At 59.2% G+C, this 14,465-nt stretch carries 8 protein-coding genes; 1 reads left to right on the top strand and 7 read right to left on the bottom strand.

The window, feature by feature from the left end; all coding sequences use genetic code 11:
• Positions 1 to 366 precede the first annotated feature (366 nt).
• Positions 367 to 6,240: an autotransporter domain-containing protein gene (locus HHJ06_RS04575; protein ID WP_215428005.1), complete on the top strand. Its 5,874-nt coding sequence runs from the start codon at positions 367 to 369 to the stop codon at positions 6,238 to 6,240.
• Between the two features lie 262 nt (positions 6,241 to 6,502).
• Here HHJ06_RS04575 and HHJ06_RS04570 read toward each other — a convergent pair whose 3' ends face one another.
• From HHJ06_RS04570 to HHJ06_RS04540, 7 genes are all read right to left on the bottom strand, one after another.
• Entirely contained in the window at positions 6,503 to 7,261 is a 759-nt protein-coding gene (locus HHJ06_RS04570) for an acyl-[acyl-carrier-protein] thioesterase (RefSeq protein ID WP_215428003.1), read from the bottom strand.
• Between the two features lie 128 nt (positions 7,262 to 7,389).
• Positions 7,390 to 8,322, bottom strand: coding sequence for a UDP-glucuronic acid decarboxylase family protein (locus HHJ06_RS04565; protein WP_215428001.1), 933 nt, complete (start codon positions 8,320 to 8,322; stop codon positions 7,390 to 7,392).
• Between the two features lie 468 nt (positions 8,323 to 8,790).
• Positions 8,791 to 10,428, bottom strand: coding sequence for a sensor histidine kinase (locus HHJ06_RS11920; protein WP_215427999.1), 1,638 nt, complete (start codon positions 10,426 to 10,428; stop codon positions 8,791 to 8,793).
• 3 nt (positions 10,429 to 10,431) lie between these two features.
• Positions 10,432 to 11,136: a response regulator transcription factor gene (locus HHJ06_RS04555; protein WP_215427997.1), complete on the bottom strand. Its 705-nt coding sequence runs from the start codon at positions 11,134 to 11,136 to the stop codon at positions 10,432 to 10,434.
• Between the two features lie 118 nt (positions 11,137 to 11,254).
• Positions 11,255 to 11,626 carry a hypothetical protein gene (locus tag HHJ06_RS04550; RefSeq protein ID WP_215427995.1) on the bottom strand — a complete coding sequence of 124 codons (372 nt, stop codon included), beginning with the start codon at positions 11,624 to 11,626 and terminating at the stop codon, positions 11,255 to 11,257.
• A 57-nt stretch (positions 11,627 to 11,683) separates the two neighbouring features.
• The gene (gene hemB / locus HHJ06_RS04545) at positions 11,684 to 12,679 is read right to left on the bottom strand and encodes a porphobilinogen synthase (protein WP_343206601.1); all 996 of its coding nucleotides are present in this window, start codon (positions 12,677 to 12,679) and stop codon (positions 11,684 to 11,686) included.
• A 55-nt stretch (positions 12,680 to 12,734) separates the two neighbouring features.
• Positions 12,735 to 14,360, bottom strand: coding sequence for a hypothetical protein (locus HHJ06_RS04540; protein ID WP_215427991.1), 1,626 nt, complete (start codon positions 14,358 to 14,360; stop codon positions 12,735 to 12,737).
• Positions 14,361 to 14,465: the final 105 nt, after the last annotated feature.

The raw sequence follows: 14,465 nt of genomic DNA, 5'->3' as shown, positions 1-14,465 counted from the left end.
GAAGGGGGAAGGTGAGTCCATAAAGTTCATCCTGTCCATTCCGTCCACTGCTCCACTCTGAACTCTCAACATTTCTCTCTTGAAAGGAGGACTTCCCTTTTCCGGCGGATTAAAAATCCGCGATTGATGCCGGAAACCGCCAATATACCAGAGCAGTGATGCCTGGATGTTCATACTGTACCGTATAACACGATTCCGGCAGGAAAATACAGACCAGATTTTAGCAAAAACTGTCTCCTCCGGGAATGCGCAACACATACGTATTCAACGTTTAATGTTGACGGCGGATTTTTAATTCGATAGTAGTGATAAAAAGGCCTCTGTCTAGGATTAACAGGGTTTTTGTTTTCAACATACATCACTATTATGAAGCTGCATCTTCCCCTTGGCTTGCTTTCCGCCGTTCTTTCATGCATGGCTGCCGTTTTCTCTCCGCATGCTGTTGCGGAAACCTATACATGGCTGGGAGGAACGGTGGACGTTCATTTGAATACCAACTGGACTCCGGATTACGGCGGCGGCAATAACTGGTCGGCAATATGGGCCAATGCGGCGGTAAACACCATGCGTTTTGATACGGCCAGCATGACGGGAACGAATAAAGCGCTTCAGGCTTCCTTCAATACGCTTTCACTTGGGGGAATAACCGTTACGGATGGTTCCGATGGATTCAGCGTTTCCAAAAGCAACGGTTCCAACCGCACCGTTAATTTGCGCGATGGAGGAGAGGGATATACCCTGTTTGACATAGGCGGGGATTTTTCCCTGGGAGTTGCCGCCCAGGCATGGAACGGAATAGTTTTAAACTCCAGCGCCCTGTTCAAAATTGCTACCGGCAAGACCATGAACATTTACGGCGCTTTGGGGACGGCCGGAGCAGATGCCAAGACAATGACCGTGGGTGCGGACGGACTTGCGGGCACCCTCATCCTGAATACGGCGGCCCAGGCCTCCATGACGGCGGATTGGGCTATTTCCAATGGTGCGACCGTTCAGTTGAACAATGCCACGGCTTTGGGTTCCGGCGCGGTAAGCCTGAATGGGGGCAATTTGACGGCCCAGCACGACGCTACCTACAATAATGTGCTGACCGTGAGCGGTTCATCCGGCATGACCGTGAATGCAGCCACGCAGTTTTCCAATGTAAGCCTTTCCAACGCCGCCGCCCTGAACATGAATTCCGGAACGCTTGCAATTGCGAGTGGAGGAAGTCTGTCCCTGGGGGCCTCGGGAACCATTACGGGCAATCTGACGCTGGGAAACTCGTCTCTTCTGAATTTCTCCGCCCTCCCGGCTTCCGGCGCGTACCTGCTGAATGTAACCGGAACGCTGACGGTGAACAGTGAATTGCTTCTGGGGCAGGGAACGATAGAAGGCGTGGCCTGGACGGAGGGTTCCCATGACCTGATCAATGCGGGCTCCATCACCGGAGTTCCGGCCAGTTCCTTTGTTCTGGGAGATAATCTTCTGGGTTCATGGAGCACGCAGAACGGCAAGCTTACCCTGGTGGTGGAGCAGGTGGCTTTGCTTGAGTGGAAGGGCGGTGATGGAATCTGGTCCGCTACTGCTCCGGCCTCTTCCCCGTGGAAGAACGACAGCGTGTACAATAATAATTCCGGAGTCGTCATGGGAGACATTGACGGCAACGCCCTGCAGACGGTGACCATTGACGGCGCCGTCTCTCCCACGATTATTATGGTGCAGGCGAATACGACGGATTACGTATGGAATGCCGCGGAAGGCGGCGGGGCCCTGGAAGGCAACAGTAATCTGGAAAAGACCGGCAACGCCAAACTGACCATTAATACGGCCAATACCAACTATACCGGAAAAGTGATCCTTGGTGCCGGAACGCTTGAAATAGGCGATGACGCCGCTCTTGGAGCCGGCAGCCTGGCGTTTGACGGAGGTACCCTCCAGTATGGGACAGGCGTAACTGCGGATATTTCCGGACAGATTTCCGCCGCGAGCAAGAGCTCAATCAAGGTGGACACCAACGGAAATGCCGTAACATGGGCTTCCGTGGATAATTATAAAGCGCTGGCCATGGAAAAATCCGGAGACGGCACGTTGACGCTGGGCGCCGCCGTATATGCGGGTGCGCTGACGGTGGACGGAGGCTCCGTATCCATTACCTCTGAAAATGTTCAAACGAGGTTTTCCGCGGGAGTCTCGGTAAGTGCGGATGCGACCCTTGCCATTTCCAGCACTATCAACGGAATGTCAGCCGGGAACAGCGCTAACATCGTCATCAACGGCATGAGCGGAGCGGGCCGGATTGAGCTGGACAACCAGGCGGCCAAATCCCGTTTTTACATTTCCGGAGACAATTCCTCCTTTACTGGGGAACTGGTTGCCTCCGGATTGAACAATGATCCGGGCAATACGAATGATGCCCGCGACATCCAGTTTGCCACCGCTGCCAGCATGGGGAGGGGTACGGTAACCCTGAACGGACGCGGTTTCTGGCTGGAGGCTGCCAACACGGCGGATACCGCCGCCATGGCAACGATCAATGTGCTGGAGAAAGGAACCTACCTGAATGGAGGGAGCGGCAATTCCTATTATTTTGGCGGAGCGTTCACCGGAAGCGGGGAGATTACCACGGCCATGGGCGGGGCCAGCGCGTTTGGCTATCTCCTGGGAGATATGACCGGATTTACAGGAAGCTTTAATCACAGCAATACCAATAGCGTCTACACCTGGGTATTCGGCAACGGAACTGCTGCCACCCTGAATGACGGGAAACTTTTTGGAGAAGGCGCGATGCTGAAAGGTTCCAGCGGCACGGCCCAGTATAAGTTCTCCTACACGAATGACCTCGTTCTGATGAACGCCACCGTAGGCGCGGAAGGCGCCCTGAACGCCGGAGTGGAACAGGCGGGAACCGGAACGCTGGTGCTGACGCAGGACAATACCGCTACGGGGACGCTTGCCATTACCAGCGGCACGGTTCAGTTGGGCAATGGAGAGGCCACAGGCTCATGGGCCGGGCAGATCACCGGGGCAGGGACTCTGGTGGTGAACAGGGCCGGCGGCTCTCCGGTCCTGGAACTGAATGCCGCCAACGATTACCAGGGGGGAACTACCCTGAACGGCGGCACGGTGAAGACGCTGGGCGCCGGTTCCCTGGGGACCGGGAATGTTTCCGTGAACGGCGGTTCCGTTCTGGACATGAACAACCAGGCGATTGCCAACAATGTCACCATTACCAAGGGTGGTTTGCAGAATGCCGGAGCGTACGCCACTGCCGGCGGAGTAACCGTGAACGCGGAGGCCAATTCCGGGGATATTAACCTGGGCGGCCTGTCCGGTGACAAGGTGGGCGGCATTAATACCACCACGGCGGGAACGGCCATTACCGGGCTGGCAGGGAACCTGACGCTGACGGGGAATAATTCCCTGCATGTGGCGGCGAACAATACCACGTATGCCGCCGACGGGGACCAGAAGAGCCTGCTCCAGTTCAATGACACGGCCACGGGCACCGTTTCCTTCGGCGGGGACGCTTCAGACCTCACGCTGCACCTGGACATTGATACGGATATCCTGATCGCCATGCGCGAGATGGAATCCGTAGGCATTCTGCTGACCGACGGAACGATTTCCGGCCTGCCTTCCAGCGACCTGGTTGCGTGGCTCAACCAGCACCTTACGTTCAATGCCACGCTGGAAAGCCTGGGATTCGGCATTAAGGGCGTGGAGGGCGGCAGCATCATCATTTCCGGCAGGACGGACCAGATTTACATTGCGTCCGTGGACGGCTCCACCGTCACGGAGATTCCTGCCCTGAATTCCTATGCCCAGGTAATCGTGGACACGAACCTGACCCTGAACTTTGACGTGCCTGCGGCTAATACGGACAAGACCGTCATCCGCCATCTTTCCTCCGGCACCAATACCACGGGCAACCTGGTGGTCAATGCCACGGGGGACGGTTCCCTGGATATTGAACTGGCGAACGATCTGGACAATTCCGTCTTCAACGGCAGCCTGACCGTCAACGGAGACGGCGTGGACCTGATCAAGACGGGAGAAAAGACGCTGGTGCTTAATGGGAATGTCAACACCTCCAATGCGGTGGTTGCCCGGGAAGGCACGCTGGCCCTGAACGGGAGCGCCAACAATATCGGCACGCTGACGCTGGGCTCCGCCTCTGCGGATGAAGCCGCCCGCGTCGTGATCGGCGGGACAACGACGGCCACCCTGGCGGATGAAGCGGAGGGCGGGACCCTGCAAATCGCTGCGGGCGGAACGCTCAAGACGGCCGGGGATTCCACCCTGGACCAGGCGACCACCATTTCCGGAACGGGGCGCCTGAATGTTCAGGAAGGTTCCAGCCTTGCCATGGCGGGGGAAGCCGGCCTGACCGGAACCTCCGTGACGCTGAACGGAACGCTGAGCCTGTCCGGGACCGGGGAGAAGTCCATTCTGGCCCTCTCCGGCGCCGGAACGCTGGCGCTGAACGGCAACACTTTGTCCATCACCTCCGCATCTGCCGTGAACGGCTCGTTCTCCGGCACACTGGATGGAGAAGGAAGCATTGACGTTTCCGGCAAGGTGACCCAGGTAATGCAGGCCGGAAGCGCCACGTATGACCTGGGTGTGAGCGGAGGCGCCACGCTGGTGCTGAAAGGCACGGCGGCTTCCCCCACGCTGGATTACCGGAATGTTACGGTGGGTTCCTCCGGGACCCTGCGCATTGAGGCTGCCGGCAACGGAGCCGGGGATTACAATACTGCCTTGAATGCGGGGAGCGTTGATTTCCGGAGCGGCTCCATGACGGAGTTCGTTTACAACCTGAGCCAGGCGGACCCCTTCGGCTCCGCCATGCTGACGGCGGATTCCATCACCATCGGGGATGGGGCCAAATTCACGCTTGCCAACATGGCCGGCAACACGGGTCTGGGAACGTATGAAAACCTGGACGGCGTAGTGCTGATGACGGCGGGCGCCATTGACGGCCTGGCGGACGGAGAATCCATGTCCGTGGGCACTTCCGGGCTTTTTGCCGTATATTACAAGGATGCGACCATGGCCCGGGAAGGCAATAACATCGTGTTGAATGCCACGGTGCAGCAGGATAATATTTTTACTCCCGCGGCGGGTTCCCATAACTCTGCGGCCGGCTCCCAGCTATTGTGGGAGGCCAGGAGCAATTTGGACGCCACTTCCCAGCTGGGGCAGGTGATGAATGCCATCAGCACCATGATTACGGGGGATAATCCTGATCTGTCCGGTGCGTCCAGGGCGCTGGCCGCCGTAGCGGGCAGTACGGTCAACGCTCTGGGAACGGCCCAGAAGGACGCCCTGCGCGACCAGATGGGCTGGATCAGGAACCGCACCACCCTCATGGGCGTCAACCCGGCCTACATCAACGAAGACCTCCCCTACTTCCACATGTGGATGGAAGGAACGGGCTCCTACAGCAAGCTGGACACCAAGGGGGATGAAAGCGGCTACCAGCTCACCACCTGGGGCGGAACGGTCGGCATGGACGTGGACCTCAGCGACCACTTCACCATGGGGGCGGCCTTCACGGCCAACTACGGCGACCTGACGGCCAGCGCGGCGGACACGGCTGACGGCCACCTGGACAGCTACTACGCCAACCTCTTCGGACGCTACCAGAGCAAGAGATGGGCCCACACGCTCATCCTGACGGGCGGGTGGAACGACGCCAGGCTCAACCGGACGGTCAACTACGGAGAAGGCAGCTACAGCACGCAGGGCAGCACCAACGGGTGGGGCTTTGGAGCGATGTACGAACTCACCTACGACGTCTACCTCAATGAAGACAAGAGCAGCATCCTGCAGCCTTTGGCCAACGTCTCGGTGGTAACCACCCGTATGGACGGTTACACGGAAACGGGAGCCGGAAATGCGGGGCTGAATGTAGGCAAGCAGGAATGGACGACGGGAACGGTGGCGCTTGGCGGCCGCTGGATGGGGCTGGCGGGCAGCAACCTCTTCGGACGCGAGGCGCTGGTGGAATTCCGAGCCAACGTGGCCCAGGACATGGGAGACCGCCGCGGCGAGACGGGCGTGGGCTTCCTGGCCAACCCCGGCTACACGCAAACGGTGAGGGGTGCCAAGGTAGGAACGACCGCGCTTCAAATCGGAGCGGGGCTCAGTGTGCCTGTGGGAACACAGGGAACGGTGTTTGTCAACGGCAACGCGGACTTCCGGGACGGAGTCAACTCAGTGAACGGAAGCGTGGGCTACCGCTATGACTTTTAAGGAGAGTTGAAGTTTTAGAGTGGAGAGTGGAGCGGAGAGGCACCGCTCTCCATCCCTCCAGGGCCGTTCCGGGGTTATCCGGAACGGCCCTGTTGCGTTGATGAAGGGGTTTCTCCCGGAGAAGGAAGACGGAATGGACCAAGTGGACTTCATGGACGGAATAAAAGAGAAAAGGTGTTCATTTTGTCCATCAAGTCTATTCTGTCAACTATTTCCCCGGCTCAACTCTCAAACCTCAACTCTCCTCACTAGAGGCTCTTGGTCAAATATGGGCGCTGCTGTTTGCTGTTTTCCATTCCAGCACCACTTCCGCGCGCAGTTCGTCTCCCTGCATGAGGTGGTGGCAGGTGGTAGATTCCTGGCGGAACAGCAGGGATTTCATGGATTCTCCCGCATGGGTTTCCTTCTTGAAATGGAGGTGCATGCCCGTTAATTCGTGTTCCTCCTGCCAGGAGCCCGGGAGGTCTTCCAGAGCCCAGACCAGGTAGGCCGCATTGTTGATGTGGCGGTTGAAGTCCGTATCACGGCGTTCAGCCGTCCATTCCCGTATTTCCGGCTGAAGCCCGGACGTATCCACGGAAACCGGGGCGACGGTTTTTTTGCACGGCGTATCAGGGAAGGCATTAATGTGCCTGTTCAATGGCACCGGGCGTCTGCGGCGCACGTCAATGACCGCCCACAGGCAGCTCGCCGTGATGAGGCTGTTTCCCTGGGCGTCCCTTATTTCCAGATTGCGGCGGGCCAGCAGGGGCGTTTCCTGTGCGGTCCAGGTGCGGAGCTCCACCGTTTCCTTCCATCCGGGGCGGCGGCTGATGGCCGCATCCAGGCGCACTTCCACCCACGCCAGCCCGCGGGACATCACGAAGTCATAACCGAAGCCAAGGGAAGAGGCGTGGGCTTCCGCTATTTCCTGGAACCAGTGCAGAACCGTTTCCGGCTTCATCAGGCCGTCCGCCCCGCATTCATAACTGCGGACGGCGGCTTGAGTGGAATAAATTCCCTGGGCGGCGGCGTGTTCCATAACGCCTTATTTTAACTGAACCGTTTTCCGTAACCAGCCAAAAACGGGTAATGGGGCACCGGGCATGCCGGAGTTACGGGCTTGCATAAGAACAGAGCCCGGAATTTCCGGATGGTTTTTCTGGAGCACTATAGAATGCTCCGGAAGTAGGCGATAGTTTTTTCAAGGCCTTTTTCCAGGGGAATGCCCGGCTTCCAGCCAAGCTTTTCACCTGCCAGCCGGATATCCGGCTTACGCTGGGCCGGGTCGTCCTGCGGCAGGGGGCAGAAAACCGTTTTGGACGTGGACCTTGTCATTTCAATGACTTTCTCCGCCAGTTCAAGCATGGTGAATTCGCCCGGATTACCCAGGTTGACGGGGCCTGGGAAGCCTTCCGTATTCATCATGCGGACCATGCCTTCCACCAAGTCGTCCACGTACTGGAAACTGCGGGTCTGCCTGCCCGTTCCGTAAATGGTGATGTCCTCACCCTTCAGCGCCTGAACGATGAAGTTGGAGACCACGCGGCCGTCGCCAGGGTTCATGCGCGGGCCGTAGGTGTTGAAAATGCGGATGATGCGGACGTCCACCCCATGCGTCCGGTGGTAGTCCATGAACAGGGTTTCCGCGCATCTTTTGCCTTCGTCATAGCAGGAGCGCACGCCGATGGGATTTACGTTGCCCCAGTACGTTTCCGGCTGGGGATGAACGGCGGGGTCTCCGTACACCTCGCTGGTGGACGCCTGGAGGATTCTGGCCTTGCAGCGTTTGGCGAGGCCCAGCATGTTCAGGGCGCCCAGCACGGAGGTTTTAACGGTGTGGACGGGGTCAAACTGGTAGTGGGGGGGGGAAGCGGGGCATGCCAGATTGTAGATTTCATCCACTTCCATCATGCAGGGAACGGTGACGTCGTGGCGGATTAATTCAAATCCGGGGTGGTTCATCAGGTGCAGCACGTTTTGCTTGCTGCCCGTGAAGAAGTTGTCCATGCAGATGACTTCATGGCCTTCTTTCAGCAGCCGTTCGCTGAGGTGGGAGCCGATGAAGCCGGCGCCTCCGGTGATTAAAATCCTTTTACTCATGATAGCATGTCCATGCGTTTTTTACGCTCCGCCGTGCCGGGATGGAGGCGGATATTCCTGTCAGGAACGGGAGCTTTGTCCCGCCGTGCGCTGTAATTTAATGTCACATATCGGTCATATGAAGGCAAGCGCATAGCGGGATGCAGAGGATTTTCCGGGATGGAATGGCAAAGGGAGAAAGAATCCTGCCGTGAAGAGAGAAAAGTCTCCGCCGCATTCCATCCAATCGCCAGGCGAATTCCCTCTTCTTATAAAAACGCCTCCGCTCCCATCCGGCCGTTTTCCGTTCATGCCGCGGGAAATGTCTTTCCACCGTGTCCTTTGATGGCCGCGCTGCCGGGAGCAAGGGCCTCCCGTCCCTTGTAAGAAGAGTCCTTCCGCTTCAAGTATGATGGAATAGCCTGTTTCCGGCAAAGCTCTTCCGGGGAATCTCCCTTGCGGGAAAAAGCAGGGTTACTCTTTAAAAAATCATGATTTGGGAATGGTCAGCAGGAAGCTGGCGCCGCCCAGGGTGCCGAATTCCAGTTTCAGGTCTCCGCCCAGGGAGCGGGCGGTGTCCTTGGCCAGCGCCAGCCCCAGGCCTACGCCGGGTTTCCGGCTGTTGGTGGCGTCCCTCGTTCTCCGGAAGGGCTTGAAGACCAGCTTGCGGTTTTTCGGAGAGATGCCCGGGCCATTATCCCGGAAGCGGATGACGATGTTGTGACGGTCGGCATGGACGGTGAGCTGGACTTTCGCGTTTTCCCCCTTGGCATATTTAATGGCGTTGGAGGTCAGGTTGTCCATGATCTGTTCCACGGAAACGGCGTCCGTATGAATGGGGAGGATGCGGATGGGCTGGGCCAGGGCGAAGGAGAAGCTGATGCCGGCCTCCCGGAGGCGGCGTTCTATCTTCTCCGCAATGGGTTCAAAAAGCTCCTGGCAGGTGAGGGTGTCCCGCGTGCGGCGGATGGCGTTGCGCTGGAGCTTGGAGTACGCCAGCACGTTGTCAATCAGGTGTTCCAGGCGGCGGCATTCCCGCTGCATGTTGGCATAGTATTCCGGTTTTTTCTGTTCCGGGACCATGCCGTCTTCTAGCATTTCCGTGTACAGGGAAAAGGAGGTGAGGGGCGTTCTGAGTTCATGGGTAACGGCGGAGACGAAGTCCCCGCGGCGCTGTTCCAGGCGGAAGGTGCCCAGCATGAGCCAGATGACCCCTGCCGCGCCCAGCAGCACCATGCTCCAGATGAGCGTGAGCGTCCAGGTCAGCATTTTCTTGTGGTCCTGCAAGGGAACGGCTCCGGTGTCCCCGGGCTGGAAGACCAGAGGAGCGTTGGCAAAGCGGAGCGTGCCCGGCTGCCGCGCTTCTTCCGGAGCCGGGGCGGCGGGGTCAAAGGTGGACAGCCGGCTATGGGGCAGCAGCTCCGTGACCTGGGCGGGCAGCCGCCTGTTCAGGCTGTCCATGTTCATCAGGGCTCCCTGCAGGTATACGCCGCGGCTGGTATGCACCTGGCGCAGGATGTAAAAGTTCCCCTCATCTTCCACGGGAACGAAGGAGGTGACGGTTTCCACCTGGGCGGGCGTTCCTGCTTCCGCTGGCTCCGGTTCCGGGGATTCATGCAGGATTTCATTCCGGATGTCAGACCACAGGTTGCCGGTGGACGGCACGGAGGTGAGGGCGGATACCTTGGCGTTCAGGCGTTTGTAAAGGTCTTTCTGCCTGTTCAGCCGTTCGGCAAGCTGCGGGGCTAGCGCGGGGCCGCTTACATGGCCGGAGGGGGAAATCTGGAGGTAGGCCGTAACGTAGTCCGGCAGATAGGAGGTGAGGTTGGATCCCCGGGCGGCTTCCCCCGCTTCCGGCATGCCCATGCGCTGGTCATAGGGGCGCTTGTAGGCGTAGAAGGGCTGGTATTCAAAGTAGCCGCGCGCCTGTTCAAAGGTGATGAAAGAGGTCAGCAGGCGGTCCATTTCCAGCTTGGCTTCATGGGCCAGGGCCTCCACCTTGATGTTCTGTTCGGAATGGCCCGTTTCATCCGCCTGCACCAGCAGGACGCGGGTGAGCCATCCCAGCGTGCCGATGACCAGCAGCAGGCTGATTGCCAGCAGAATGATGCGTATGCGCCGGTTCACGGGTCAGGAGACGAAGGATGAATTCCAGCGGTAGCCCTGGCTTCTGAGCGTTTCCAGCGGTGCGGCGCCTGTGGCTCCCAGCTTGTCCCGCAGGCGCATGACGGTCATTTCCACGGAGCGCGTGTCCGTCAGCCGCGGGTCCACGTCCCAGACGCGCCGGAGCAGTTCGTCCCGCGTGATGACGCGGTTGGGGTGGGTGGCCATGTAGGTGAGGAATTCGAATTCACGGGCAGTCAGGGAGGTTTCCTTTCCATCTTCAAAGGTAAGCACCCGGTTGGCGCTGTCCAGGGAAGCTCCTGGAATGCGGATTTCCCGAAGCTGGCGGGGCCGTTCCGGAGACCTGCGCAGCACGGCTTCAATGCGGGCCAGCAGTTCCCGGATGCTGAACGGTTTGACGATGTAGTCGTCCGCTCCCAGCTTGAGCCCCTGCACGCGGTCTTCCTCTTCTCCGCGGGCCGTCAGCATGATGGCGGGCGTGCCGGGGCGCTCCGCAGACATGACCTGGAGTACCTGGAAGCCGTCCGCTCCCGGCATGGCTACGTCCAGCAGGGCCAGGTCAAAGTTGCGTTCCCGCACGGCGCGGATGGCGGCCAGGCCTTCCTCCACCGCCAGCACTTCATAGCCGGAGGCGGCCAGCACGTCCGTCAGGGCATGCCGGATGCTGTCGTCATCCTCCGCAATCAGAATGGTATATGCTGAATCACTCATTGTTTGATTCTATAAAACCACAATGATTCCCCTTTTGTATAGGGAAACCTGCGCCCTTTCAGTAACAATGCCATAACAGGGCCGTTCCGGGCCGGAGGTTTTTCCGGTGCGGGCCGTTTCAGTTCTGCTGCATCGGCTGGAACGGAGCCGGAAGACTGCCGGAGGGAATTTCTATGGCTTCCATGGGGCCGGGGACGATGCCTTCAAAGAATGGCGTGCCCTTGTAAGTGAGGATGATTTTTTCATGAACCATGCCTCCCGTGGTCTGGCGCAGGAAGTCCGTGTTCCGGAAAACGAGAAGGGTTTTCCCGTTTTCACCGGCTACCGGGCGGCACTGGAAGCTTCCCAGCGGGGTTCCGTCCGCGGTGGTCATTTGCACGGGCAGTACATAGGCTTCCGAGAAGGTGGGGGCGTAAACGCCCCAGAAGGAGGTGAGCCCCATGACGACGACGATTACGATGCCGACAATGATTTTCGTGGAGGTGGACATGCGGAGAGTTGTTGTCCTGAACCGCACGTCCGCCTCCTGTGCGGAAGCCGTGCGGCGTCAGCGTTGTTGTTTAAGCCATTCGGCCGCCTGGGGGGCATAATACGTAAGGATCATGTCCGCCCCGGCGCGCCGGATGGAAGTTAGAGTCTCCAGAACGGTTTCTCGTTCATCCAGCCAGCCGGAGGACACGGCGGACTTAATCATCAGATATTCTCCGCTAACGTGGTAGGCGGCTACGGGGAGCGTGACATGTTTCCGCATGGCGGCCATGACGTCCAGGTACAGCGTGGCGGGCTTCACCATCAGGATGTCGGCGCCTTCCGCTTCATCCAGCTGCGCTTCCCGCAGGGCCTCCCGGATGTTGCCGGGGTCCATCTGGTACGTTTTCTTGTCCCCCTCCTTCGGTTCGCTTTCCAGAGCGCCGCGGAACGGCCCGTACAGGGCGCTGGCGTATTTGGCGGTATAAGCCATGATGGAGACGTCATCCAGGGCTTCAGAGTCCAGCGTGGCGCGTATGGCGGCCACGCGGCCGTCCATCATGTCGCTGGGGGAGACGATGTCCGCCCCGGCGTCCGCATGGCACAAGGCCTGGCGGCAGAGAACCTCCACGGAGTCGTCATTAAGGATTTCCATGGTGCCGTCGGAGCGGAATTCCACCAGGCCGTCATGGCCGTCTGAATTGTAGGGGTCCAGCGCCACATCCGTCATGACGGTGATGCCGGGCACTTCGCTCTTGAGCGCGTAAATAGTGCGCGGAATGAGTCCGTCCGGGTTGCAGGCCTCGCAGGCGTCCGGGGTTTTCTTCCCGTCCGGAATGGCCGGGAAAAGGTCCAGCGTGCGGATGCCCAGGTCCATCAGGCGCTTGGCTTCCTCCACCAGTCCCTTGACGCTCCAGCGCGTGCAGCCGGGCAGGGAGGTGATGGGCTGGTTGGCGGACCCTTCATGGACAAAGACCGGGTAAATGAGGTGCTCCGGGGAGAGTGAGGTTTCCCGGATGAGGCCCCGGATGTTGGCGGATTTTCTGTTGCGGCGCGGCCGTATCGGTAGATTCATCATGGTATGGTAAGAAAAAGGATTGTTTGCATGCGGGATATTCCGGAGCCTGTTCCTAGGATTGCTTTGGTTCGTCCAGTTCCAGCGGCTGCTCCGTGTCCGCTCCGGTGATCATCCATCCGCTGTCCGTTTTGGTAAAATACAGGTTGTTGACGGAGAATCCGTTTTTGGGAGCAGGCCTGACGCCGATGGTGGCCTTGACGGCGGGGCTTCCGTCCCTGGTGACGGGAACGTATGCCGCCTTGATGACGGGGACGCTTTTTTCGTTCACCTCGGTGCGTGGGGCGGGAATCCGGTTCATGACCGTTTTCAACTGGGAGAGCGCATCTTCAAATTCCTTCACGGAGGCGAATTTGGCCGGGGCCAGCATGCGTACCATGGTCAGGCTGTCCCGGTTGGCCAGGGCGCGTCCGGCGGCGGTTACGGCTTCTTCCGGCGTGGGGAAGGCCAGGGAAGGATAAGTCTGGTGGAAGTCCGCGATGATGCGGGCGGTGGTGGATTCATCCGCTTTAAGGTTCCATGAGGTGAACGCGTCCGTCAGGTACATCTTGAAGACGGGGAAGCCGTCCGTGGGGTCCTTGATTTTTTCCAGGGCGTAGCGGTAGATGAGAGCGGGCTTGTCCATGTCCGGCATGCTCATGCGCGGCGGCAGAATGGTCATGGCCGCAATGCTGTGGATGTCCTTGCCGTTCTTCTTCGCGTTATTCTTATTGGCGGCTTCCTGTTCGTCCTCATCCGTTTTGTTCGGGTCTGTCTGGTCGTCCGGATGGGGCCGGAGAGGAACCAGGATGGTGTTCGGGAAAGCCATGAAACTGAGGTTGGTGGGCTGGATATAGCGGTTCTCCTCATTTCTGTCCTGAAGGCGCATGGCCTTGACCACCGGGGTGAGCCGTGCGCTCTGGGTGATGGCGGATTCCATGTAGTACGGGGAAACCAGCAGGGCCGCGATGCGGGCCGGGTCATCCCCCTTCACGGTCCGGATAAGCAGGCTCTTGATCTCATCATCGGATTTTCCCTTCACGGCTTCCACCCGGAAGCGCTTGATGTGCTCCAGGGCTCCCTTGACGGCGGCCACGGAGTATTGATGGGCCAGTCCGAATATCTTTTTCTTGGCTTCCGCGGATATTTTTTTCGCTTCCTGCCGGATACCTTCGTCAAAGGGAAGGAACGTGTTGTCAAAACTTCCGGGAGTCAGGGAGGCTTTCCACTGGCCGCCCTTTTTCACCAGGGCCACGGCGGTGGCGGCATAGACATACGGGTTGGTCCTGTCCGGCAGCATGATGTAGGCCATGGCCAGGTCTCCCTGGGTGATGATGGAGGCTTCGTCCACAAAAGGGGGGCGTTCCGGAGCGGCTGCGGTTACATAAGCCTGGACCGCCGCCATGCGGGAAAGGATGCTCTTCAGCTTGAGCGGTCCCACAAAGGGGGAGGTGGCGGGGAGGGATTTGTACGGTTCATTTTTCCAGTCCGTTTTTTCCTGAAGGGCGCGGAGCAGCAGTTTGGCCGCATTAAACGGCGTGCTCTGGTCCGGCAGGGGGCCGGCGTCCGGAGCCTTGTTTTCCGCGGGCCGGTCCATGCTGACCGGGAAGCGGACAGGCGGGGAGCCGGGCGGCGGCTGGTCGCCCCGGGAGAGGCCGCAGGGCAGGCAGAGGCAGAGAAGGGAGAGGGGAAGGATGTTCATAACCGCTAGGCGCCACTATGGCATAAAGGGGCGCGGGTGTAAATCATTCGTTGGGAGTCCCGCCGCGTCCTTGCAGTGGAAATTTGCCACCCTCTGAAAGGACAG

The organism is Akkermansia muciniphila, assembly GCF_018709685.1.
In the GTDB taxonomy this organism is placed as follows: Bacteria; Verrucomicrobiota; Verrucomicrobiia; order Verrucomicrobiales; family Akkermansiaceae; genus Akkermansia; species Akkermansia muciniphila_E.
Note: the sequence above shows the minus strand (reverse complement) of the source record. Positions and strands in the feature narration are given on the sequence as shown.

Excerpts from the sequence above, each read along its gene's own strand:
- HHJ06_RS04575 (WP_215428005.1), top strand. The coding sequence starts at position 367 with ATGAAGCTGCATCTTCCCCTTGGCTTGCTTTCCGCCGTTCTTTCATGC.
- HHJ06_RS04570 (WP_215428003.1), bottom strand. The coding sequence starts at position 7,261 with ATGGAACACGCCGCCGCCCAGGGAATTTATTCCACTCAAGCCGCCGTC.
- HHJ06_RS04565 (WP_215428001.1), bottom strand. The coding sequence starts at position 8,322 with ATGAGTAAAAGGATTTTAATCACCGGAGGCGCCGGCTTCATCGGCTCC.
- HHJ06_RS04555 (WP_215427997.1), bottom strand. The coding sequence starts at position 11,136 with ATGAGTGATTCAGCATATACCATTCTGATTGCGGAGGATGACGACAGC.
- HHJ06_RS04550 (WP_215427995.1), bottom strand. The coding sequence starts at position 11,626 with ATGTCCACCTCCACGAAAATCATTGTCGGCATCGTAATCGTCGTCGTC.
- hemB (WP_343206601.1), bottom strand. The coding sequence starts at position 12,679 with ATGAATCTACCGATACGGCCGCGCCGCAACAGAAAATCCGCCAACATC.
- HHJ06_RS04540 (WP_215427991.1), bottom strand. The coding sequence starts at position 14,360 with ATGAACATCCTTCCCCTCTCCCTTCTCTGCCTCTGCCTGCCCTGCGGC.